The organism is Pseudomonas sp. BS3767, assembly GCF_900099665.1.
GTDB lineage: Bacteria > Pseudomonadota > Gammaproteobacteria > Pseudomonadales > Pseudomonadaceae > Aquipseudomonas > Aquipseudomonas cerasi.
In genome coordinates, this window is the sequence record NZ_FNCX01000001.1 from 818,383 (window position 1) to 839,480 (window position 21,098).

At 58.1% G+C, this 21,098-nt stretch carries 22 protein-coding genes; 9 read left to right on the forward strand and 13 right to left on the reverse strand.

Annotated elements, in window-relative coordinates:
• Positions 1–75 precede the first annotated feature (75 nt).
• On the forward strand, positions 76–1,170 hold the full coding sequence (locus BLR16_RS03100; RefSeq protein WP_024663677.1) for a HEAT repeat domain-containing protein: 1,095 nt from the start codon (positions 76–78) through the stop codon (positions 1,168–1,170).
• Between the two features lie 485 nt (positions 1,171–1,655).
• On the forward strand, positions 1,656–2,018 hold the full coding sequence (locus BLR16_RS03105; RefSeq protein WP_003364441.1) for a histone-like nucleoid-structuring protein, MvaT/MvaU family: 363 nt from the start codon (positions 1,656–1,658) through the stop codon (positions 2,016–2,018).
• A 471-nt stretch (positions 2,019–2,489) separates the two neighbouring features.
• On the opposite strand, the gene BLR16_RS03110 is transcribed toward BLR16_RS03105, so the two are convergent.
• The gene (locus tag BLR16_RS03110) at positions 2,490–3,098 is read right to left on the reverse strand and encodes a DUF4946 domain-containing protein (protein ID WP_161437854.1); all 609 of its coding nucleotides are present in this window, start codon (positions 3,096–3,098) and stop codon (positions 2,490–2,492) included.
• Positions 3,099–3,198: 100 nt separating this feature from the next.
• Here BLR16_RS03110 and gloA point away from each other — a divergent pair, with 100 nt between their 5' ends.
• A complete protein-coding gene (gene gloA, locus BLR16_RS03115) occupies positions 3,199–3,720 on the forward strand; it encodes a lactoylglutathione lyase (protein ID WP_003364444.1) in 522 nt (173 codons plus the stop codon).
• A gap of 93 nt (positions 3,721–3,813) precedes the next feature.
• Here the strand turns inward: gloA and ahpF are convergent, their stop codons facing one another.
• From ahpF to BLR16_RS03130, 3 genes are all read right to left on the reverse strand, one after another.
• A complete protein-coding gene (ahpF, locus tag BLR16_RS03120) occupies positions 3,814–5,376 on the reverse strand; it encodes an alkyl hydroperoxide reductase subunit F (protein ID WP_004413744.1) in 1,563 nt (520 codons plus the stop codon).
• Between the two features lie 124 nt (positions 5,377–5,500).
• A complete protein-coding gene (gene ahpC / locus BLR16_RS03125; RefSeq protein WP_002553298.1) occupies positions 5,501–6,064 on the reverse strand; it encodes an alkyl hydroperoxide reductase subunit C in 564 nt (187 codons plus the stop codon).
• 110 nt (positions 6,065–6,174) lie between these two features.
• Positions 6,175–7,134, reverse strand: a complete 960-nt coding sequence (locus tag BLR16_RS03130) for a site-specific integrase (RefSeq protein WP_058417359.1) — start codon at positions 7,132–7,134, stop codon at positions 6,175–6,177.
• Between the two features lie 177 nt (positions 7,135–7,311).
• On the opposite strand from BLR16_RS03130, the gene BLR16_RS03135 reads away from it, so the two are divergent.
• Complete coding sequence (locus BLR16_RS03135) at positions 7,312–8,322, forward strand: DNA-binding protein (protein ID WP_054081008.1); 1,011 nt, start codon at positions 7,312–7,314, stop codon at positions 8,320–8,322.
• A gap of 10 nt (positions 8,323–8,332) precedes the next feature.
• On the opposite strand, the gene BLR16_RS03140 is transcribed toward BLR16_RS03135, so the two are convergent.
• The 3 genes from BLR16_RS03140 to galU form a co-directional block, all read right to left on the reverse strand.
• Positions 8,333–9,607: a hybrid sensor histidine kinase/response regulator gene (locus tag BLR16_RS03140; protein WP_074806161.1), complete on the reverse strand. Its 1,275-nt coding sequence runs from the start codon at positions 9,605–9,607 to the stop codon at positions 8,333–8,335.
• 92 nt (positions 9,608–9,699) lie between these two features.
• Positions 9,700–11,058 (reverse strand): glutathione-disulfide reductase, encoded by a 1,359-nt coding sequence (gorA, locus tag BLR16_RS03145; RefSeq protein ID WP_003364454.1) that lies wholly within the window; start codon positions 11,056–11,058, stop codon positions 9,700–9,702.
• A gap of 102 nt (positions 11,059–11,160) precedes the next feature.
• Positions 11,161–12,000 (reverse strand): UTP--glucose-1-phosphate uridylyltransferase GalU, encoded by an 840-nt coding sequence (gene galU, locus BLR16_RS03150; RefSeq protein ID WP_003364457.1) that lies wholly within the window; start codon positions 11,998–12,000, stop codon positions 11,161–11,163.
• A 374-nt stretch (positions 12,001–12,374) separates the two neighbouring features.
• Between galU and BLR16_RS03155 the strand changes: the two genes are divergently transcribed.
• Positions 12,375–12,656: a hypothetical protein gene (locus BLR16_RS03155; protein ID WP_042930286.1), complete on the forward strand. Its 282-nt coding sequence runs from the start codon at positions 12,375–12,377 to the stop codon at positions 12,654–12,656.
• Between the two features lie 55 nt (positions 12,657–12,711).
• Here the strand turns inward: BLR16_RS03155 and BLR16_RS03160 are convergent, their stop codons facing one another.
• Entirely contained in the window at positions 12,712–13,065 is a 354-nt protein-coding gene (locus BLR16_RS03160; protein WP_003411257.1) for a hypothetical protein, read from the reverse strand.
• 167 nt (positions 13,066–13,232) lie between these two features.
• Between BLR16_RS03160 and BLR16_RS03165 the strand changes: the two genes are divergently transcribed.
• Genes BLR16_RS03165 through alkB form a run of 3 tightly spaced genes read left to right on the forward strand, consistent with a single transcriptional unit; the run spans position 13,233 to position 14,446 of the window.
• Entirely contained in the window at positions 13,233–13,538 is a 306-nt protein-coding gene (locus BLR16_RS03165; protein WP_003364463.1) for a DUF1883 domain-containing protein, read from the forward strand.
• 14 nt (positions 13,539–13,552) lie between these two features.
• Positions 13,553–13,735 (forward strand): hypothetical protein, encoded by a 183-nt coding sequence (locus tag BLR16_RS03170; protein ID WP_003364465.1) that lies wholly within the window; start codon positions 13,553–13,555, stop codon positions 13,733–13,735.
• A gap of 24 nt (positions 13,736–13,759) precedes the next feature.
• Positions 13,760–14,446, forward strand: coding sequence for a DNA oxidative demethylase AlkB (gene alkB / locus BLR16_RS03175; RefSeq protein ID WP_004413757.1), 687 nt, complete (start codon positions 13,760–13,762; stop codon positions 14,444–14,446).
• Here alkB and BLR16_RS03180 read toward each other — a convergent pair whose 3' ends face one another.
• Genes BLR16_RS03180 through gnd form a run of 4 tightly spaced genes read right to left on the reverse strand, consistent with a single transcriptional unit; the run spans position 14,447 to position 19,674 of the window.
• Positions 14,447–16,264, reverse strand: coding sequence for a glycoside hydrolase family 15 protein (locus tag BLR16_RS03180; RefSeq protein ID WP_044309394.1), 1,818 nt, complete (start codon positions 16,262–16,264; stop codon positions 14,447–14,449). It lies immediately after the preceding gene.
• 50 nt (positions 16,265–16,314) lie between these two features.
• Complete coding sequence (locus tag BLR16_RS03185) at positions 16,315–17,124, reverse strand: Cof-type HAD-IIB family hydrolase (RefSeq protein WP_054081012.1); 810 nt, start codon at positions 17,122–17,124, stop codon at positions 16,315–16,317.
• Positions 17,117–18,649, reverse strand: coding sequence for a glucose-6-phosphate dehydrogenase (gene zwf / locus BLR16_RS03190; protein WP_004413763.1), 1,533 nt, complete (start codon positions 18,647–18,649; stop codon positions 17,117–17,119). Before zwf ends, BLR16_RS03185 begins: the two co-directional genes overlap by 8 nt.
• Positions 18,649–19,674, reverse strand: coding sequence for a phosphogluconate dehydrogenase (NAD(+)-dependent, decarboxylating) (gnd, locus tag BLR16_RS03195; protein ID WP_072366055.1), 1,026 nt, complete (start codon positions 19,672–19,674; stop codon positions 18,649–18,651). The genes zwf and gnd overlap by 1 nt, the downstream gene beginning before the upstream one ends.
• Before the next feature lie 263 nt (positions 19,675–19,937).
• Here gnd and BLR16_RS03200 point away from each other — a divergent pair, with 263 nt between their 5' ends.
• Positions 19,938–20,111, forward strand: coding sequence for a DUF6026 family protein (locus BLR16_RS03200; protein ID WP_074806158.1), 174 nt, complete (start codon positions 19,938–19,940; stop codon positions 20,109–20,111).
• A 161-nt stretch (positions 20,112–20,272) separates the two neighbouring features.
• Here BLR16_RS03200 and BLR16_RS03205 read toward each other — a convergent pair whose 3' ends face one another.
• On the reverse strand, positions 20,273–20,764 hold the full coding sequence (locus tag BLR16_RS03205; protein ID WP_003364477.1) for a GNAT family N-acetyltransferase: 492 nt from the start codon (positions 20,762–20,764) through the stop codon (positions 20,273–20,275).
• Positions 20,765–21,098: the final 334 nt, after the last annotated feature.

The following is a 21,098-nucleotide window of genomic DNA, read 5'->3' on the forward strand; positions in this document are numbered from 1 at the left end:
GCTGCATCATGATTGCCGTTTGACAGCTGCCAGCCACTCCCCGAAGCTGCAACCCGTCAAGCATTGGAAATCGATATGCCCAGACTTTCTACCATGGGGTTATCGCCTCAACCCACTTCTCGACGTCGCTGGCTGATCGGCGCAGCGGCTGCAGCGCTGCTGATGCTTTCGCTGGTTTTCTGGTGGTGGCGCACGCCCGTCCAGACCGCGCCGGCCAGGTTGAGTCATACCTATGCCCAGGCGCTGGAACAGGCACACGACGGTAAACCGGGTGCCGCGCGCGTGCTGTATCAACAACTGGGACGGACTGACCTGTCTGACACGCAACGCATCAGCCTGCTCGCCGAACTGAGCGACTATCCCAGCCCCCAGGCCCTCAAGTTGCTTGATGCGGCCTTGAGTAACCCGTCCGCGCAAGTGCGCGAAGCGGCCATCGATGTCAGTGTCAGGCTGGTCTCCAACAGTCAGCGCAGTCTGTTGCTCGGCCCCCTGCTGGATGACGCCGAACAATCCGTCAGGTTTCGCGCCACCAGCGCCCTGCTTGGCCTCTCACCTGATGAGCTGGGCCTGTACTTTGCCGTTCTGCAGCAAAGTGCCGAGGCGTTTCAGGAGTCACTCAAGAGCCAGCCGCAAAGCGCACAAAACCAGCTGCAACTGGCCAGGCTGTATCTGCAGACCGGCGACCTGGAACCCGCGCTCGCGGCGCTACAGCGCGCCACCGCGCTGGACCCGGGCAATATCGAAGCAGCGCTGGCGCATATCGAATTACTGGACCGCAAGGGCCAGGCCGAGCAGGCGCGCAGCCTTTTCGCGCAACTGCTCGAGCATAACCCTGGCTCGTCCCTGCTCCAGCATGCCCTCGGCATGTGGCTGCTGAACCACGGCCAGGCTGAATTCGCCGTGCTCAGCCTGGCCAAGGCCACGGAACTGGCGCCCGATAACAACGACTATCGCTATGACCTGGCGGTTGCCCTGCACTCGTTGAACGAGCTTGAAGCGGCACAGCGGCAGTTGACTCAGATCGTTCAAAACCAGCCCGCCAATCGCAAGGCCAGAGTGCTGCTGATCCAGTACTGGAAAGAGAACGGTCAGCTGCAGAACGTGCAGATTCTGCTGGCCGAGCTCGAACAGCAGAACCCGGATGACCCTGTGCTGCAACAGGGACTGTAGGGTCAGAAACGCAACGCCGAGACAGGCCAAAGGCTATCTTTGCATGGTCTACACGCCTTTCAGTCCGCGGCGTTCGCACTGCTCTGCCATTTCCTCATCCGATAGTCCTATTGCCTGTCGGATATTTCTCTTTTTAAGCTACCCACTCTCTCATGACACGTTTTCCATCCGTGGCTAATATCGGAAATAACTTACACTGCCCCTCCGCGTACAACACGGACATCATCCCCTATATCCAACATCGTCTCCCCGCTTCATTTAACGAATTTGAAAAAGGCTATTTTCTAACTGAAAAAAAAAGTGCATCATTTGCGGGCGACTGAGTTATAAATACCCTCTATCTGCGCAATGACAAGCCGCGAAGGCCAAGTTTCAGCATAGAAACCGCAGGTATCGGGCACCCTCGAGTGAGCGAATCGGTCATCAGTTTTGTCTCATCGCTTTATAGGGCTGACAACAGCCATTACATTGTTGGAGTATATTAATTGTCCAGACTTGCCGAGTTTCGAGCAGCAGAGAAAGCCCTTCAGGAACAGCTTGCACAGCTGGAATCGTTGAAGAATGACGCCGGATTGAAAAAGGAGATCGAATTCGAGCAAAAGCTCCAGGACCTGATGGGCACCTACGGCAAAAGCCTGCGTGACATCATTGCAATCCTTGACCCTGCAAGCGCTACCTCACTGGTCGCACCCGCAGGTCCAAAGCGTCGCCGCGCACGTGTGGTCAAGGTTTACCAGAATCCGCACACGGGTGAGCTGATTGAAACCAAGGGCGGCAACCATCGCGGCCTCAAGGCGTGGAAAGAGCAATACGGTGTAGACACTGTTGATTCATGGCTTCGTGCCTGATTGCAAGTTGTCACTTGAAGCCCTGCACGTGCAGGGCTTTTTTGTCTGCGCCGCTGCATATGATCACCTGCGCACTGCAGCTTTTTCCCCGGACGCACACACAGTTCCTTTCGTTGGACACCGGGAATTCATATACATGATTGAGTGAACTGCCCGGTACATATACTTCAGGGCACCGGGAAAATACCGCGAGAATAATGACGCCAATAAATCTGGATTATGCGATTCAGCACACAGTTACAAACCTGAACAGTTCCTGAAGTGTGTAGAGTAATTATTCAGTTTGGCGGTGTAATGAGATACATCCTTATTTGTTTCTCAATGATTCGGCGCGTCGAAGAGCACCCCATTCGCAGCACAGCGGAGCTTCACACTTTTTTCACATGCACTCTCGGATGATGAAGACCGCTAAAGGAATAGCGCCCCATGCCCGCCTCGGCGGGCTTCTTTTTGCCTGCGAAAAGGCAGAGGTCACTGCGTATCGTCCAGGCGCAGACTCTCGCGAATACGCAGTGCCTCATCCTTGTTGTTCGCATAGCCGTCTGCCGATCCCGCATAGGACAACGACCAGGCTAGCTCCTTGCTGGCGGCCGCGACCAGTGTCTGGGTCAGCACGTGCACACCATTCTGAGTAATGGTGCAGGTGGTTTCGAGTGCGGGCACGACGCTGAGTCGACTTTCACGGACATGCGTGCAAGCGCTCTGCAGTCCGCTCCGGGCAAAATTGACCTGAATCGACTTGCGCATTTCCAGCAGAACGCCCTGGACATTGACTTCATGCCCTGGCGTCAGGCGCGTCTGGGTGAGTTCCATGACCATCAGCGGATTTCCACTTTGATCGTTTTTCACCGCGCGCTGTCTGACTTGCACGGAAGGTTGAACGGGCTCGCCCGACTCGGTCGGTATCGACTCGACCTCCCAGCCTGCGGGCCAGACGATCATTGCATCGGCGGCATGCACCTGTGCAGTGCCCAACAGCAGGAACAGGCAAAGGCTTGGCACGGAGCGTCGGTAGTGCGAAAGGATCATGATCGGGTCGCCAGAACGGATGACCCGAAATTCTGAGCCTGTTGTCGGCATCGAGCAAGGCCGACGCGACGTTATCCGAGCCGGGTTTGGCACTGCGCGCCCTGCCCCGTATCATTTGGCATTATTTGTACATTCTGTTGGAGACACATTAATGAGCTTGCACGAACTCAACACACTACCGGGCGTCACAGCCGATCCTGAAGCGGCCACCCGGCAGTTTGTGTTCAATCACACCATGCTGCGCGTCAAGGACATTACCAAATCGCTTGATTTCTATACCCGCGTACTGGGCTTCAGCCTGGTCGAGAAGCGTGACTTCCCGGAAGCCGAATTCAGCCTGTACTTCCTGGCGCTGGTCGACAAGGCACAGATCCCGGAAGACGACGCCGCCCGCAACGAATGGATGAAGTCGATCCCCGGCATTCTGGAGCTGACCCATAACCACGGTACCGAAAGCGATGCCACAGCGTCTTACCATAACGGCAACAGCGACCCGCGCGGCTTTGGCCATATCTGCGTGTCGGTGCCGGATGTGAAAGTCGCCTGCGAGCGTTTTGAAAGCCTGGGCGTCGACTTTCAGAAGCGCTTGTCCGATGGCCGCATGAACAGCCTGGCCTTTATCAAGGACCCGGACGGCTACTGGGTAGAGATCATCCAGCCAACGCCGCTCTGAGACTGCCGGTGATCGCTTCGGCAAGGGGCGATCCGCGTAGAAAGCAAAAAGCCCCGTGATCGCTCACGGGGCTTTTCGTTTACCGCTCTCCGATCAGGCAGGGGCGGAGGTACGGATCAGGTGGTCGAAGGCGCTCAGCGAGGCCTTGGCACCTTCGCCCAGGGCGATGATGATCTGCTTGTACGGTGCAACCGTCACGTCACCAGCAGCGAAGATGCCTGGCACCGAGGTTTCACCGCGAGGATCGACCACGATCTCACCGCGCGGCGACAACTCGATGGCACCTTTGAGCCACTCACTGTTGGGCAGCAGGCCGATCTGCACGAAGATACCTTCGAGCGGTACGTTGATCTCTTCGCCTGTGGTGCGGTTCTTGTAGCGCAGGCCGTTGACCTTCTGCTCATCACCTGTCACTTCAGTGGTTTGCGCACTGGTGATCACGGTCACGTTCGGCAGACTGTGCAATTTGCGCTGCAGCACCGCGTCGGCACGCAATTGCACGTCGAACTCCAGTAGAGTCACGTGAGACACGATACCTGCGAGGTCGATTGCAGCCTCGACACCCGAGTTACCGCCACCGATGACAGCGACGCGCTTGCCTTTGAACAAAGGACCGTCACAGTGCGGGCAATAAGCCACACCCTTGTTACGGTACTGCTGTTCACCCGGCACGTTCATCTCCCTCCAGCGTGCACCAGTGGCAAGGATCAGCGTCTTGGCCTTGAGGCTGGCACCGCTGGCAAACTTCACTTCGTGCAACTCGCCGGCTGCGCCAGGAATCAGCTTGTCGGCACGCTGCAGGTTCATGATGTCGACTTCGTACTGCTTGACGTGCTCTTCGAGCGCCACGGCCAGCTTCGGCCCCTCGGTATGTTGTACCGAAATAAAGTTCTCGATGGCCATGGTGTCGAGCACCTGACCGCCGAAACGCTCGGCAGCAACACCGGTGCGGATGCCTTTACGCGCAGCGTAGACTGCCGCGGCCGAGCCAGCCGGGCCGCCGCCGACGACCAGCACATCGAAAGCCTGCTTGGCGTTGAGTTTTTCCGCCTGACGCGCACCGGCGCCGGTGTCGATCTTGGCCAGAATCTCTTCCAGGCCCATGCGGCCCTGACCGAACAACTCACCGTTCAGATAGATGCTGGGCACCGACATGATCTTGCGATCGGTGACTTCTTCCTGGAACAGTGCACCGTCGATAGCGACGTGCTTGATACCAGGGTTCAGCACTGCCATCAGGTTCAGGGCCTGGACGACGTCCGGGCAGTTCTGGCAGGACTGCGAGAAATAGGTTTCGAAATGGAATTCGCCCTGAAGTGCGCGAACCTGTTCGATGGTTTCCGCACTGACCTTGGGTGGATAGCCGCCGACTTGCAGCAGCGCCAGGACCAGCGAGGTGAATTCGTGACCCATGGGGATACCGGCAAAACGCAGGCTGATATCGTGGCCAGGGCTGCTCAGCGAGAACGACGGCGTACGTGCGTCGGTGCCGCTGTCATTCAGGGTGACGTCCTTGGAAACACTGATCACATCATTGAGCAGTGCAAGCATTTCCTGAGACTTCGCGCCGTCATCAAGGGACGCGACGATCTCGATGGGGCGAGTAACCCGCTCCAGATAGGATTTCAACTGGGCTTTAAGATTGGCGTCCAACATGTGGCGGCTTCCTGTTTACAAAGGGTAGAAATAACAACGCCCAGGCGATTACCGCCCGGGCGTTTTTTGGGGCGATGCGGTTTACTTGCTCAAGAGCTCAACGCCCCCAGCCGATTCATGCGACTCAGATCTTGCCAACCAGGTCCAGGGACGGAGCCAGAGTAGCTTCGCCTTCTTTCCACTTGGCTGGGCAGACTTCGCCCGGGTGAGCGGCAACGTACTGAGCAGCCTTGATCTTGCGCAGCAGCTCGGAAGCGTCACGACCAACGCCACCGTCGTTCAGTTCGACGATTTTGATCTGACCTTCAGGGTTGATCACGAAAGTACCGCGATCCGCCAGACCGGCTTCTTCGATCAGCACGTCGAAGTTGCGGGAGATGGTCAGGGTCGGGTCACCGATCATGGTGTACTGGATCTTGCCGATTGCTGGCGAAGTGTTGTGCCATGCAGCGTGGGCGAAGTGGGTGTCGGTCGAAACGCTGTAGATTTCAACGCCCAGCTTCTTGAACTCTTCGTAGTTGTCAGCCAGGTCTTCCAGCTCGGTCGGGCATACGAAGGTGAAGTCGGCCGGGTAGAAGAATACGACAGACCACTTGCCTTTGAAGTCAGCGTCCGAGACGTCAACGAAAGCGCCGTTCTTGAACGCGGTAGCCTTGAACGGTTTTACTTGGCTGTTGATGATAGGCATCGGTATATCTCCTGATGGGTTGGATGGGTTGTGAATTCGATGGAGTGAAGCTTACGCATGATCGATGACAATCGCTCATTGGCAAACCTGATGTCACTGATTGCTTTTCACTATGAAGGCAGCTTATCGATAGAAGAAACCTTCGGACCGCTCCCCGCCTCCGATGGGCTCAGGAACGGAGCGGCATCAATGTAGCGCATCGCCGACTTGATGTCCCTCCAGCCTACATAGGACATCAGTGACTTGAGGTCCCAGCCGTTGCTGTGCGCCCAGCTTGCAAAACCGCGACGCAACGAGTGGCTGGTGTAGCGCTCGGCGGCGATGCCTGCACGCTGGAGCGCCTGACGCAGCAACGGGATGATGCTGTTGGCGTGCAACTCCTCCTCTTTAAGGTTACCCCAGCGGTCCACTGCCCGAAAGACCGGACCGCGTACCAGCGCGGTACAGTTGATCCACTCTATATAGGCCTGAACCGGGCAAAGCCGCTGCAAGGCCGGGGTCTGATAGGTGCGGCCCAGATTTTCTCGATCGCCTTTGCTCCGCGGCAAATACAGGCTGATTCCCGAGTTGGCGATGGCCTTGACGTCCTGTACTTGCAGGCGGCATAGCTCGTCACTACGAAACCCGCGCCAGAACCCCAGCAGGATCAGCGCCGAATCGCGTCGGCCGCGCAACAGCCGTGGCTGATCGTGTTGTGCGCTTGCTTCGCGTATTTCGATCTCCAGCCAGGCGATGACTTTTTCCAGATCCTGCAACTGCAAGGGCTCGGCCTGCTTTTCCTGTGCGGGGTGCAGCGCACGAATGCCCTTGATGACCTTGCGCACCATCGGTGCCTTGGTCGGATCGACAAAACCCTGGCTGACGTGCCACTGAGCCAGCGCTGACAAACGCAGCTTCAAGGTGTTCACCGACAGCGTCCCGGCATGGCTGGCCAGGTAACGCGCCACGCTTTCGCTGGTCGCCGGCAGAAACCCGCCCCATGTCACCTCGAAATGCTCGATGGCAGCCCGATAGCTGCGGCGCGTGTTGTCGCGGGTCGCCGCCTCGATGTAGCGATCAACGTCATTCATGGCTCAAACCTGCTCGGGTGTACCGGTAAGGGCGCCGTAAAGGGAGCTGAAGACGCCTGACACGGGATAATACGCCAATATCCCGTGTTAATTAATTCAAAAAATGGCTAATTATTTCAAAACATATAGTATGTAATTACAGAGTACATACCACAGTATGAAATCGTAGGAGACAGCATGGCCCGTGGCGGTGTAAACAAGGCGTTAGTGCAGAAAGCGAGAGCGTCCCTGCTGTCCCGAGGCGAAAACCCCAGCATCGACGCGGTACGTATCGAAATGGGCAATACCGGCTCGAAAACCACTATCCACCGCTATCTGAAGGAGCTTGAATCCACGCAAGCCCCAGCGCCGGATATCAATGAGGAATTGAGCGATCTGGTCGCGCATCTCGCCCAAAGGCTTCAGGAACAGGCGCAAGAGCGTATTGATCAGGCGCGCGATGAATATCAGGCCGAGCGCGACACCCTGCAGCGGCAACTTGCGGGCACTCAAGAGCAGATCAGCCAGCTGGAAAAACACGCACAGCAGCGTGAACAGGCTCTGGAACAGCAGGCCGCCGCCCTGCTCCACACGCAAGGCACACTGCAGGATGTGCAGACAGAACACGCCCGGTTGCTTCAGGCCAATCAGGACCTGGAGGCACGCCTGCGCGACAAGGACGGGCAGATCCATTCGCTTGAAGAAAAACACCAGCACGCCCGCGAGACACTGGAGCACTATCGCAACTCGATCAGGGAGCAACGCGAGCAGGAGCAGCGACGCCACGAAACCCAGGTTCAGCAGCTGCAAATGGAACTGCGACAGGCACAGCAAGGCCTTGCCATGCACCAGGAAAACATTACACAGCTCAATCGAGATAACGAAAGGTTGCTGGCTGAAAATCGCAACACCCTGCGCGAACTGCACAGCCAGACCGACCAGCTGAAGCAGGCCAACACGCAGAATGCCGCCTTCGCCGAACAACAGCACCACACCCGCACCCAATGCGCGCTGCTGGAAGAAAGGTTACGCAGCGCGCAGGACGAAAACACCGCACTTAAACAAGGCATGACCGATGCGCAGCAACAGAGCCGCATGTTGGAACTGCTGCTGACCAAGAAGGAAGCGGCACTGGAGAACCTGCAGACAAGGCTCGATCAGCCGGACAAACCCAAAGCCACCAGAAAGAAACCATCAGACAAAGCCTGATCAGCAAGCTTCAGGCCAGCGCTATCTCGCCGCATGGCAGATGCAAATCAACCCGGGTGCCCTGACCTTCGGCGCTTTCTATATGCACGTGTCCGCCGGCTTGCCGGGTAAAGCCGTAGACCATCGACAAACCCAGGCCGGTTCCCTGGCCTACCGGTTTGGTGGTGAAAAACGGATCGAACACCTGATCGATAACATCCCGAGCAATGCCACAGCCGTTATCTTCAACACTAAGCTGTACGTAGTCGCCAGGCAGCAGACCGTCTTTTTGCGTCTCCAGCGTTAACGCGCGGCTGCGCACGCACAACCTCCCTCCGACAGGTACGGCATCGCGCGCGTTGATGACCAGATTCAACAAGGCATTTTCCAACTGATGCTCATCGGTGCGCACCGCGCTCAGCCCCTCCTCCAGCTCGATCTCCAGGTGCGCATGAGCGCCGACCGTCCCCCGCAACAACTCTTCCATGGAGCGGCCCATGCAATTGACATCCACCACGGTGACGTTAAGCGACTGCCGACGGGCAAATGTCAGCAGCCTGCGGGTCAGTGCAGCAGCACGGTTTGCAGAACTCGCTGCGGCATCCAGGTAGCGATCGACCTCACTGACACGCCCGGCAGCCACACGCAGCCTGATCATGTCCAGTGCGCCAATCACGCCGGAAAGTACATTGTTGAAGTCATGGGCGATACCACCAGTCAACTGACCGATAGCATCCATCTTCTGCGCATGGCGCAAGACCTCTTCAGCCATCGCCCGCTCGGCAATTTCAGCCTGCAACAGCTCATTTGCAGCTTCCAGCTCACGCGTGCGCTCGGCGACGCGCAACTCCAGACTTTCGTTGAGTTCGCGCAACGCCTCTTCTGCATTGACCTGAGCGGTGATGTCGGTGTGAGTACCCAGCCAGTGGGTAATGTGCCCCCTTGCGTCGCGCAGCGGCAGCGCACGCGAAAGGAACCAGTTGAAAGCGCCGCCCTTGCCACGTATCGGAAATGTATCTTCCCAGATCGAGCCAGTGGAAAAGCAGTATTGCAGACGCGCCATCACGCGCTCGCGATGTTCGGGGTGCAGAACCGAGCGCCACCCCAGGGCAGTCATGGCCTCGAGCGAAGCGCCGGTGTACGCATGCCAACGCTCGTTGTACCAATGGATTTGCCCGCGGGGGCTGGCAGTCCAGGCCAGTTGACTCATGTTGTCAGCCAATGCCCTGAACTGACGCTCGCTTTCACGCAAGGCATCAATGTGCTGCGCGACTTCGCGGTCCTGCTCGGCAGAATGCAATGGCATTCTGGCCGGTGGCTGTTCTCTATTCACGTCGGGATCCATCCTCTCGAAACTCTTACCCCGGAGTTCTTCCTGAACTCCGGGCGTTGCGTGACTTAACGTTTGACAGGCGTCCGCATGGTAACGAACTCTTCTGCCGCGGTCGGGTGTACCCCGATAGTATCGTCGAATACCTGCTTGGTCGCGCCAGCCTTGATGGCAATGGCCAGGCTCTGGACGATTTCGCCAGCATCCGGCCCGACCATATGGCAGCCCAGCACACGATCGGTTTTGGCATCGACGACCAGCTTCATCAATGTGCGCTCCTGATCATCGGTCAGGGTCAGCTTCATCGGCCTGAAACGACTCTCGAAAATCTGCACATCGTGACCGGCCTTGATTGCATCCTCTTCGGTCAGACCGACCGTACCGATGTTCGGCAGACTGAAAACCGCCGTCGGGATGTGATTGTAGTCTACCGGGCGATACTGCTCGGGCTTGAACAGTCGGCGCGCGACCGCCATGCCTTCAGCCAGAGCGACCGGCGTCAGCTGCACACCCCCGATGACATCGCCGATGGCCAGGATAGAAGGCTCGCTGCTCTGGTAATTGTCATCGACCTTGATATAGCCGTGCTCGTCCAGCTTGACGTCGACACTGTCCAGACCGAGGTTGTCGAGCATTGGGCGGCGCCCTGTTGCGTAGAACACGCAATCGGTCTCGAGCGTGCCGCCACCTTTCATGGACAACAGCAGACTGCCGTCGGCCTGCTTGTCGATACGCTCGATATCGCTGTTAAAGCGAATCGTCATGTGGCGCTTGAGCAACTCTTCGTGAAGATGGGTGCGAACACCGCCATCAAAGCCACGCAAGAACAACTCGCGGCGATAGACCAGCGTGGTGTCGGCGCCGAGCCCGTTGAAAATCGAGGCGAACTCCACCGCGATGTAGCCGCCACCCACAACGACCACCCGCTTGGGTAGCGTTTTGAGATAGAACGCCTCGTTGGAGGTGATCGCGTGCTCGCGCCCTGGTACGTCAGGCACCTGGGGCCAGCCGCCGGTGGCAATCAGAATGCGCTCGGCACTGTAGGTCTGACCGTTGATTTCGACCTGCTGCGGGCCGGTCAATTTCGCATGCCCTTCAAGCAGCGTCACGCCGCTGTCGACCAGCAACTTGCGATAGATGCCATTAAGGCGATTGATCTCACGATCCTTGTTGGCGATCAGCGTGGCCCAATCGAACTGGGCCTCACCCAGCGACCAGCCGAAGCCCTTTGCATGGTCGAAATCCTCGGAAAAATGCGCCCCGTACACCAATAGCTTTTTGGGTACGCATCCTACGTTGACGCAGGTTCCGCCCAGATAGCGGCTCTCGGCCACAGCGACCTTTGCGCCGAAACCGGCAGCGAAACGCGCCGCCCTGACGCCGCCCGAGCCGGCGCCAATTACAAACAGATCAAAATCAAAGGCCATCGATATCTCCTTGGCAGAGGCACAGCATAGCCGCTTGGCGGCCAGTCAGAAATGACAAAGCCACCCGAAGGTGGCTTTGTCCCGGGCGTCATCAATCAGAAATCAATGCGCTTTGCCGGTTTTGTAGAAATGCTCGAAGCAGAAGTTGGTCGCCTGGATGTAGCCTTCCGCACCACCGCAGTCAAAACGCTCACCCTTGAACTTGTAAGCGAGTACGTTGCCTTCGGCAGCCTGCTTCATCAAGGCGTCGGTGATCTGAATCTCACCACCCTTGCCCGGCTCGGTCTGTTCGATTTTCTCGAAAATGTCCGGAGTCAGGATGTAGCGGCCGATGATCGCCAGGTTGGACGGCGCATCTTCAGGCTTAGGCTTTTCAACCATGTTGGTCACGCGGAACAGGCCCGGCTTGATCTCTTCACCCGCGATCACGCCGTACTTGTTGGTTTCCTGCGGATCGACTTCCTGAATGGCGATGATCGAGCAGCCATAATGCTTGTGCAGTTTGACCATCTGCGCCAGCACGCCGTCACCCTCAGGGTTGACGCACAGGTCGTCCGCGAGAACCACGGCGAAAGCTTCGTTGCCGATCAGTGGGCGACCGCTCAGGATGGCATGGCCCAAACCTTTCATTTCGGTCTGACGGGTGTACGAGAAGCTACACTCGTCGATCAGCTTGCGAATACCAACGAGGTACTTTTCCTTGTCAGTGCCCTTGATCTGGTGCTCAAGCTCATAGCTGATGTCGAAGTGGTCTTCAAGAGCGCGCTTGCCACGACCGGTCACGATGGAAATTTCGGTCAGGCCTGCAGCGAGGGCTTCCTCAACACCGTATTGGATCAGTGGCTTGTTGACCACCGGCAGCATTTCCTTGGGCATGGCCTTGGTCGCTGGCAGGAAGCGAGTACCGTAACCGGCTGCTGGGAACAAGCATTTCTTGATCATAAAAGTCCTTGGTAAGGGCTGTTGGTGTTAACGGCGCAGTCTAATGATGAGGCAGGCACCTTACAATGCCCCGCCTTTGGCCGTCCGATGCCATGATAGAGGAATACTCGTACAGATAGTTCCGCACTTTCTGGATATTGCCTTTACATAAAATCAGCTCAAGGCACCGTCAAACTGCCCTCAAGGCCTGCACGGCCGGACCTCAACACCGTTTCTCGACGACTGCGGACTTTACGCCCGGCTTCGCCAACGGCAAGCGACGACAAGTGGGAGGCAGGCAGTTTATGATGCAAAACATGGCGGAACGATGGCACCCGTTATCAGTCCAACGCTCGCATTTGTTAATTCCCTGGCCTTATCTCGAAGCGAAAAACATGATCAGAATTTTGTGCATTATTGCTGTGCTGGGCCTCACCGGCTGCGCAACCGCCTCCAATACCTACCTGAAAAACGGCAAACAGGGCTTGAGCATCGACTGCTCCGGCGAGGCGATGTCCTGGGCAAGCTGCTACGAAAAGGCGGATGCGTCCTGTGCAGGCACAGGTTATGAAATTGTCGGCACAGATGGCACCCCGCAACCTGCCGAAAGCGACAAGACGCTGGGCGTGGACGTTGGCAACTACAAAAGCCGCAGCGTGCTGGTGGTCTGCAAGTAATCAGGTCTGCCGCCCTGTCCACCGCGGACAGGGCCAGCTGACCCGGCCTGACTGATCAGCCTGAAATGCACGCTTCGGCAGCGTTCTGCACATCCCTGAAACGAATGGGCACGTTGGAAAGTCGTTCGTAGACCTTGATCGTACTACCGCCCGAGCGGCTTTCGATATCCACTACTGCCGCGGGTGACTTGCTGAGTTTCTGCGCGACGATGACCCGCAGGCCGTCATGCCGAGGCTCGATCAGAGGCGGCTTGCGACTGCTGCTGATCTTGCCAGCGAAGCAATCGGCGTATTCCTGAGGATTTTTGCCCGACATCACGTTCATGGTGGGGGGTGTATGCTCAATGTCGTTCACTGTGGCACAGCCAGTCATTGCCAGGGCCAGGACTACTACAGCAGCCAGTTTCATACAAAGCCTCCAAATAAAGGTCCTACGACAAGCCCCAGCGCAATTAAATCCCGGCTGAGGCATTTTTTCCCGGAAACACGGCAAATTAATGCTCACCGACGTCAAATTGCGGGCGTCGCATGCTATCGTTTTGATTTTTCAGAAAAACCCCCATTTCGGAGCCCGTCATGAAATTCGTACACCAGCGTGAGCATCTCAACGAGGACGACCTTGTCGTCATCGAGTGCTCTCAGACCTGCAATATTCGCCTGATGAACGATGCGAATTTTCGCAGCTTTAAAAATGGTGGTCGGCACACCTATCATGGCGGCGCGTTCGACAGATTTCCGGCCAAGATCGCCGCGCCAAGCACCGGTTTCTGGAACATCACCATCGATACTGCAGGCCGCAAGGCAGACACCAACGCCGGACGCAAACTGCCTTTCACTCACAAGATCAAGATCGTCCGGCGCTCGACCTCTCGCCTGGGATGATGCAAGGAGTCACCGTGAACAATCCAGCCCCGCGTACGACCAAATTCGCTGTCAGCTATAAGCTCAATGGCGAACGCCGCTTCGAATTCGCCCAATTGCAATCGGCGTCCACCGAGGAAGCCGAAGCCGCCTTGAAGAAAATGCACGGCGAGAGCGACGACCTTATTACCGACGTCAAGGTCAGCAAGGCTCTCTGATACTCACCGGAGCTCGATCCGACCATGCAACGCAAAGGTGACACTCCCGCCACGCTGGACCTGTTCGCAGACCAGACGGCCCAGCCTCGCAGCGATGAGCGGATCGGGCCTGGGTCGTGGCTGTTCAGAGGCTTTGCGCTGACCGACATGCCGCAACTGTTGGCCGCCCTTGAGGAAACGCTGGGCCTTTCGCCGTTCCGGCACATGCAGACCCCCAGCGGTCTGAGCATGTCTGCAGCGCTGAGCAGTTGCGGACAACTGGGCTGGATAACCGACCGTCATGGTTATCGATACACGGCAACCGACCCGCAAACAGGACAGGCCTGGCCGGCGATGCCGGACGCCTTCATGCACCTGGCGCAGGACGCCGCACTCGCAGCCGGCTATGCCGGGTTCGTGCCTGACGCCTGTCTGATCAACCGCTATATCCCGGGCGCCAGGATGTCCCTGCATCAGGACCGAAACGAACACGACCATCGCTGGCCAGTGGTGTCGGTATCACTGGGCATACCGGCCATCTTTCAGTTCGGCGGCCTGCTGCGCAGCGACAAGACTCAACGCATTTCCCTGTTTCATGGCGACGTGGTGGTCTGGGGCGGCGAGGACAGATTGCGCTTTCACGGCATTCTGCCCATCAAGCAGGCAGAACATCCGCAATTGGGTGAGCAACGGATCAACCTGACCTTTCGCAAGGCCGGCCGCGACAGCTGATCAGGCCTCTTCGAGCACGCCGGACGTCCGGGCCAGCGCCGGGCATACCGCCCGGTGCAGGTTAAGTGCTGTATTGATGATGCCGATGTGGCTGAACGCCTGCGGGAAATTGCCCAGCATGCGCCCGCCCTTCGGATCGTACTGTTCGGCCAGCAGACCAACGTCATTGCACAGACCCACCAACCGTTCGAACAGCCGCGCGGCATCATCAGCCCGGCCCAGCAAGACGTAGGCATCGGCCAGCCAGAACGAACAGACCAGAAACGTCCCTTCCCGACCGGCAACGCCATCGACACTGCGCTCGTTGTCATAGCGCAGCAGCAGACCATCCTGCATCAGCGTACGCTCGATCTGCGCGACAGTACCGATAACTCGCGGGTCTTCAGGCGCAAGAAAACCGGTCAGCACAATCTGCAGCAGACTGGCATCCACTTCTGTCGAGCCATAGGTCTGTACGAAGCTGCCAAGCTCGGCATCGAAACCGTGGCGACAGACATCGGCATGGATTTCGTCCGCCACTTTCCGGTAGTGCACTGCCAGCGCACGATCCTCATCGCTCTCGGCAGCCTGGGCGATCTGCGTGGCGTTACGGTCAAAGGCCACCCAGGCCATGACTTTCGAGTGCGTGAAGTGCCGCGGCTCGGAACGTATCTCCCAGATGCCCGCATCCGGCAGGTGCCAGATTTTCTCCAGATACGGCATGACCACCTTGGAAATCGCCACGCTGCGCGGGTGCTGCGCCATACCGCCGCGCAGCGCCTGGATCATGGCGTCGGCCACTTCGCCGTAGACGTCCAGCTGAACCTGCGTCGCCGCACCATTGCCGACGCGCACCGGCAGTGAGTTCTCATAGCCACCCAGCCAGGGCAGCTCATACTCCTGCAAACGCCGCTCGCCGCCTACGCCGTACATGATCTGGATCTGTTCCGGGTTACCGGCAACCGAGCGCAACAGCCAGTCCCGCCAGGCCTGAGCTTCCTCGAAATAACCCAGATTCATGAATGCCAGAAGGGTCATGGTGGCGTCGCGCAGCCAGCAATAGCGGTAATCCCAATTGCGCTCGCCACCCAACTGTTCGGGCAGTGAGGTGGTCACGGCGGCAACGATGCCGCCGGTGGGCGCGTAGGTCATGGCTTTCAGCGTAATCAGCGAGCGCTTTACCTGAGCCGTCCACGGCCCGACGTCAGGGCAGCGATCAGAAAACTCGCGCCAGTAGGCAGCGGTGCTTTCCAGAGCCTGGTCGGCATCGATCTGCTCGAGCAAGGGTGCAAAGGATGCCTGATAGGCCAGCGTGAAGACCTTGCGCTCGCCTTCATCGACGTGAAAACGGCTGGCGGTGTGATGATCCTGAGGATGCAGTGCCACAGGACTGCGCAAAACCAGCATTTCCGGTCCGGCCACTGCCGTCAGCGTATGAGCATCCTTTCGCTCGACCCAGGGCACACTGCTGCCGTAATCGAAACGGATGGCGAGGTCTACAGCGAACTCGACCCGACCGGACAGCCCGACCACCATGCGCACCACGTGGCCGGAGGTCTTCATGGGCATGAAATCGATCAGCATGGCGCGACCGTCACGGGTTTCGAAAACGGTTTCGAGAATCAGCGTGCCGTCGCGGTAACGGCGCTCGACGGCGATAACCTCGGCGGTCGGCGCGATCTTCCAGCGGCCATGTTCATCACTCCCCAATAGAGCGGCAAAACAGGCCGTCGAGTCGAAGCGGGGGAAACACAACCAGTCCAGCGAACCATCACGGGCGACCAGCGCCGCCGTCTCGCAGTTGCCCAGCAATGCGTAGTCTTCGATCAGTGCAGCCATCCAGAAATGCCCGTCGTGATGATGATTCGTTAACGTGGGTAAACAGCTGATCAGGCGTTCAGGATGTAACGCTCGATGGCGTTGGCCACTCCGTCCTGCTCATTACTATCAGTAACATGATCAGCCTGTCCCTTGACTGTCTGCTCGCCCTGCCCCATGGCAATCGACAAGCCTGCCTTGTGGAACATCGCCACGTCGTTACCGCCGTCGCCTATGGCCGCCGTACGCGACAGGTCGACGCCCAGATAGTCCGCCAGCGCGACCAGAGCGGAACCCTTGTTGGCCTCCAGCGCGGTGACATCCAGGTAGTATTTTTGCGAGCGGGCCGCCAGCGCGAGTCCTTCGATCTGCGGATTGAGCTGCGCCTCAAGGGTCTTGAGCAACTCGAAATCACCGCTGGCCGCGACGATCTTGTCGACGCGATCCAGATACGGCTCGAAACTCTCGACCTGAACATAGTCATAGCCCAGCGCATCGAGCTCATGATCGACGTAATCGGCGTCGGGATCGAGCAGCAGCCACTGATCATCGGCAAATACCCAGATGGCAACGTTCTGCCCGGCAAACAACTCCAGACAGATGCGAACGGCGCGCGGGTCAATGCGATGAGCCACCAACAGGCTGCCATCGGGATGAGTGATGGTGCCGCCATTGAATGCCACGGTGGGCAAATCCACACCCAGCGCTTCGATCACCTGGCGCATGGCCCTGGGCGGGCGACTGCTGGCCAGCGTGAAGTGAACGCCCGCATCACGCAGGCGCTTGATGGCGTCGATATTGGCTTGGCTAAGGCTGTGATCACGGCGCAGTAACGTGCCGTCGATGTCGGACAACAGGAACTGTACGGGCAGTTCAGACATTCAATTCTCTCCATTCCCGACCATCACGACTCAGCAACTCTTCGCCCGCTTGCGGACCATCCTTGCCAGCTTCGTAAAGCTGCACTTGCGGCTGCGCGGCCCAGGCGTCGAGGAACGGCTGCACTGCACGCCAGCCGTTCTCGATGTTGTCGGCCCGCTGGAAGAGCGTCTGATCACCGGTCAGGCAGTCATAAATGAGGGTTTCGTACCCGGTGGAGGGCTGCATCTCGAAGAAATCCTTGTAGGCGAAGCCCAGCGCGATATCTTCCATCTTCAGTTCCGGGCCAGGACGCTTGGCAAACAGGTCGAACCACATGCCTTCGTTGGGCTGGATCTGGATCCGCAAGTAGTTGGGCTTGAGCCGGTCGACTTCGGTATCGCGGAACTGCGCGTACGGAGCAGGCTTGAAGCAGATGGCGATCTCAGTGCTGCGAGCGCTCATGCGCTTTCCGGTGCGCAGGTAGAAAGGCACGCCCACCCAGCGCCAGTTGTCGACCATGACCTTGAGCGCAACGTAGGTCTCGGTGTTGCTGTCCGGCTCCACGCGATCTTCCTGGCGATAACCGACGACCTGCTTGTCGCCCATCACGCCCTTCGCATACTGGCCACGCACCGAATTGGCCAGGGCTTCCTCCTGGCTCCAGGGCCGGATTGCACCGACCACCTTGGCCTTCTCGCCGCGAACGGCATCGGCACCGAAAGCGGCAGGCGGCTCCATCGCAACCATCGCCAGCAGCTGGAACAGGTGGTTGGGCACCATGTCGCGCAAGGCACCGGTGTGTTCGTAAAAGCTGCCGCGGGTTTCGACGCCTACGGTTTCCGCAGCCGTGATCTGGACATGGTCGATGTAGTGATTGTTCCAGAACGACTCGAACAGGCCATTGGAGAAACGGCTGACCAGAATGTTCTGCACCGTCTCCTTGCCCAGGTAATGGTCGATCCGGTAAATCTGCTTCTCGCTCATGACCTTGAGCAGGCAGCCATTGAGCTCAACCGCACTGGCCAGATCGGAGCCGAAGGGCTTTTCGATCACGACGCGACGAAACCCGTTTTCGGTTTCCTGCAGCAAACCTGACGAACCCAGCCGCTGGGCAACCTCACTGAAAAACCGCGGCGCAGTGGCCAGATAGAACACCGCATTCGCGGTGCCAGTGCTCTCGATCTTGCTGGCGATGTCCTGATAAGTGGAATCGTCGAGGAAGTCACCCTGCACATAACTGATGCGCTCGGCCAGCTTGCTCCACAGCGCCGGGTCGAGGGGATCCTTGCCACCGCCAGCAACCTTGCCGGCGGCTTCATCCCGAATAAAGTTCTCGAGCTTTTTCGCAAAGTCGGCATCGCTGATCGCATTGTGATCGACGCCGACGATATGCAGCCCTTCATCCACCAGACCGTCGCGTGACAGGTTGTAAAGCGCCGGCATCAACAGGCGCTTGACAAGGTCTCCATGCGCACCGAACAGAAACAGGGTCGTGGGTGGGGCTACCTCGGTTTTTTGCTCGGCACTGCCACGCGACAGGCCCATTACTTGGGTTCCTTGTGGCCACCGAATCCAAAGCGCATGGCGGACAGCATCTTGTCCGCGTACGAACTTGTCTGGCGAGAACGGAAACGCGCAAACAGGGCGCTGGACAGTACAGGAACCGGAACCGCCTGCTCGATGGCCGCCTCGATGGTCCAGCGACCTTCGCCGCTGTCGGCAACCGAACCGGAGAAAGCATCCAGGTGCGGGTCGGTAGCCAGGGCATCGGCAGTCAGGTCCAGCAGCCAGGACGACACCACACTGCCACGACGCCAGACTTCGGCAATGTCGGCCGTGTTGAGGTCGAAACGCTGTTCAGGCGGCAGGTGTTCGGAATTTTTCTGTTTGAGAAGATCGAAGCCTTCGGCGAAGGCCTGCATCATTCCGTACTCGATGCCGTTGTGGATCATCTTCACGAAATGCCCGGAACCCGCAGGGCCGGAGTGGATATAGCCACGTTCGGCGCGGTCGTCGGTCGATTTGCGGTCACGAGTGCGCTCGATCGAGCCAAGGCCCGGAGCCAGTGTCGCGAACAGCGGATCGAGGCGCTCGACAACGGCGGCCTCGCCTCCGATCATCATGCAGTAGCCACGCTCAAGCCCCCAGACGCCACCTGACGTACCGACGTCGACGTAATGCAGGCCCTTTTCAGTGAGCTCCTGAGCGCGCCGGATATCGTCCTTGTAGAAAGTATTACCGCCGTCGATGATCACGTCATCGGCGTCAAGCAACTCGCTGAGGGTCTGAATGGTGTCTTCGGTGGGCGCACCTGCCGGGAGCATTACCCAGACAGCACGGGGCTTGGCGAGCGTGCTGACCAGTTCCTTCAGATCTGCGACCGCAGTCGAACCGTCATTGGCCAGGGCGTTGCGCGATGCTTCATCACGGTCGTACACCACAGTCGTGTGACCATTCAGCATCAGACGGCGTGCAATGTTGCCGCCCATGCGGCCCAGTCCAATAATCCCAAGTTGCATGAAGGTGCTCCTTAAATCGTAAAAAGGTGCCTCGCTTGCCGTCCAGCGCATCGACAGGTTACGAGCATGCTGATTAGTCAAGCGAGGCGGAACGTCGGTTCCCTTGCGAGAAGATGAAGACGCGAGCGCCCTCCTGTGGTGCATTTTGTCGCGATTAAGAGACATTCGCGACAATTAAAAATAAAAAAGTTCCAAAATCATGCAAAAGAAATCAAAATCGGTGCCGATAGAGAGGGTAAGCAGCGGCGGTCAGGGATTGAAAGTCATTGCCACGGGCCTCTCTGAGGTTGAATCCGCCATTTGCGAGGTGAGCAATGGGCACTGTACTACCAGCACTTGCACCACAAACCCTGTATGTCACTATCCGTCGTGACGAACTGCGCACATTAAAAGAAGAGCGCGAGCAGTTGCAGAAAAAAGTGGCTCATTTGAGCTTGATGCTGCAGCAATCGCAGTTATCCGCCCCCGTCAAGATGCTTCAGGCCTGACCGTAACTGTATCATCCTTCAAAACGCCTCAGGGCAAGCCCGATAACTCGGCTTGCCCACCTGACCTGCCCTCCTGTCGATCCCTGCAACCAGTTCCACTCTCCGGTTAGCGCACGTCTGCACCAGCGCCATCAAGAAAAGAACCCTGGCGAATCGGCTCTCTATAGCGTTTTTTGCCAGAACATCGCGCGCCCCATTTCAGGGCTCAACTGATAGTTGTCAAAACCAAGCTTTCTGTAGGCCCCCTGCGCAATCTCGTTGCCTTCCAGTACCTCCAGCGTCAGCTTGCAGCAGCCACGCTGGCGTGCAATCTCCTCGACCTTGAGCAGCATTTTCTGGCTGATACCGAGGCCTCGATATTGCGAGATCACCGCGACGTCATGAATATTGACCAACGGACGACAGGCAAAGGTTGAAAACCCCTCGAAGCAGTTGACCAGCCCCACCGGCTCTCCCGAGATAAATGCCAGCACACTGAACGCATACGGACGCTTCGCGAGTTCGATTGCCAATTGCTGGCGGGTGTCGTTCGACAGAGGCCGCCCCGTCCCCAAGGCATCCATTGAATACTCATTCAATACGAACCCGATTGCATCCGCGTGCACAGGATTGGTGTAACTCGCTTGCAGTACCAGTACCTCGGGGGCTTCCATTTCCATCCTCGTCAATTCAATCAGAGTGATTCAGTGAAATCAGTCATAGGGTAAACGCCTCAGGCCAACGTCAAGGCCGGGGCTTGCGGCCCGATTCTATCCTGCCCTGCTTCAAAATGTTCCGGCGCAGATGTAAGGATTTTCTCGTCGTGCCCGCAGATTGACCGCCACACGCACCCGGAAAAGGCGCTACGCACCGTTGCTGCTCATTACGGCCTGACAGCATCGGGATTTAGTGATGAAAACCAAACGCCTGGACGGGATTGTCCAACGATCCGACGACCGGTAATGAGCCCTACGGACGCCGAAAACAGCGGTAAAAAAGCGCAGCGAC

Coding starts and splice junctions, on each gene's coding strand:
- galU (WP_003364457.1), bottom strand. CDS start 12,000: ATGATCAAGAAATGCTTGTTCCCAGCAGCCGGTTACGGTACTCGCTTC.
- BLR16_RS03160 (WP_003411257.1), bottom strand. CDS start 13,065: ATGAAACTGGCTGCTGTAGTAGTCCTGGCCCTGGCAATGACTGGCTGT.
- BLR16_RS03200 (WP_074806158.1), top strand. CDS start 19,938: ATGGGCACTGTACTACCAGCACTTGCACCACAAACCCTGTATGTCACT.
- gnd (WP_072366055.1), bottom strand. CDS start 19,674: ATGCGCTGGACGGCAAGCGAGGCACCTTTTTACGATTTAAGGAGCACC.
- alkB (WP_004413757.1), top strand. CDS start 13,760: ATGCAACGCAAAGGTGACACTCCCGCCACGCTGGACCTGTTCGCAGAC.
- BLR16_RS03185 (WP_054081012.1), bottom strand. CDS start 17,124: ATGTCTGAACTGCCCGTACAGTTCCTGTTGTCCGACATCGACGGCACG.
- BLR16_RS03130 (WP_058417359.1), bottom strand. CDS start 7,134: ATGAATGACGTTGATCGCTACATCGAGGCGGCGACCCGCGACAACACG.
- gorA (WP_003364454.1), bottom strand. CDS start 11,058: ATGGCCTTTGATTTTGATCTGTTTGTAATTGGCGCCGGCTCGGGCGGC.
- BLR16_RS03180 (WP_044309394.1), bottom strand. CDS start 16,264: ATGGCTGCACTGATCGAAGACTACGCATTGCTGGGCAACTGCGAGACG.
- BLR16_RS03205 (WP_003364477.1), bottom strand. CDS start 20,764: ATGGAAGCCCCCGAGGTACTGGTACTGCAAGCGAGTTACACCAATCCT.
- ahpC (WP_002553298.1), bottom strand. CDS start 6,064: ATGCCTATCATCAACAGCCAAGTAAAACCGTTCAAGGCTACCGCGTTC.
- BLR16_RS03140 (WP_074806161.1), bottom strand. CDS start 9,607: ATGCCATTGCATTCTGCCGAGCAGGACCGCGAAGTCGCGCAGCACATT.
- BLR16_RS03155 (WP_042930286.1), top strand. CDS start 12,375: ATGATCAGAATTTTGTGCATTATTGCTGTGCTGGGCCTCACCGGCTGC.
- BLR16_RS03135 (WP_054081008.1), top strand. CDS start 7,312: ATGGCCCGTGGCGGTGTAAACAAGGCGTTAGTGCAGAAAGCGAGAGCG.
- ahpF (WP_004413744.1), bottom strand. CDS start 5,376: ATGTTGGACGCCAATCTTAAAGCCCAGTTGAAATCCTATCTGGAGCGG.
- BLR16_RS03100 (WP_024663677.1), top strand. CDS start 76: ATGCCCAGACTTTCTACCATGGGGTTATCGCCTCAACCCACTTCTCGA.
- zwf (WP_004413763.1), bottom strand. CDS start 18,649: ATGGGCCTGTCGCGTGGCAGTGCCGAGCAAAAAACCGAGGTAGCCCCA.
- gloA (WP_003364444.1), top strand. CDS start 3,199: ATGAGCTTGCACGAACTCAACACACTACCGGGCGTCACAGCCGATCCT.
- BLR16_RS03110 (WP_161437854.1), bottom strand. CDS start 3,098: ATGCCGACAACAGGCTCAGAATTTCGGGTCATCCGTTCTGGCGACCCG.
- BLR16_RS03165 (WP_003364463.1), top strand. CDS start 13,233: ATGAAATTCGTACACCAGCGTGAGCATCTCAACGAGGACGACCTTGTC.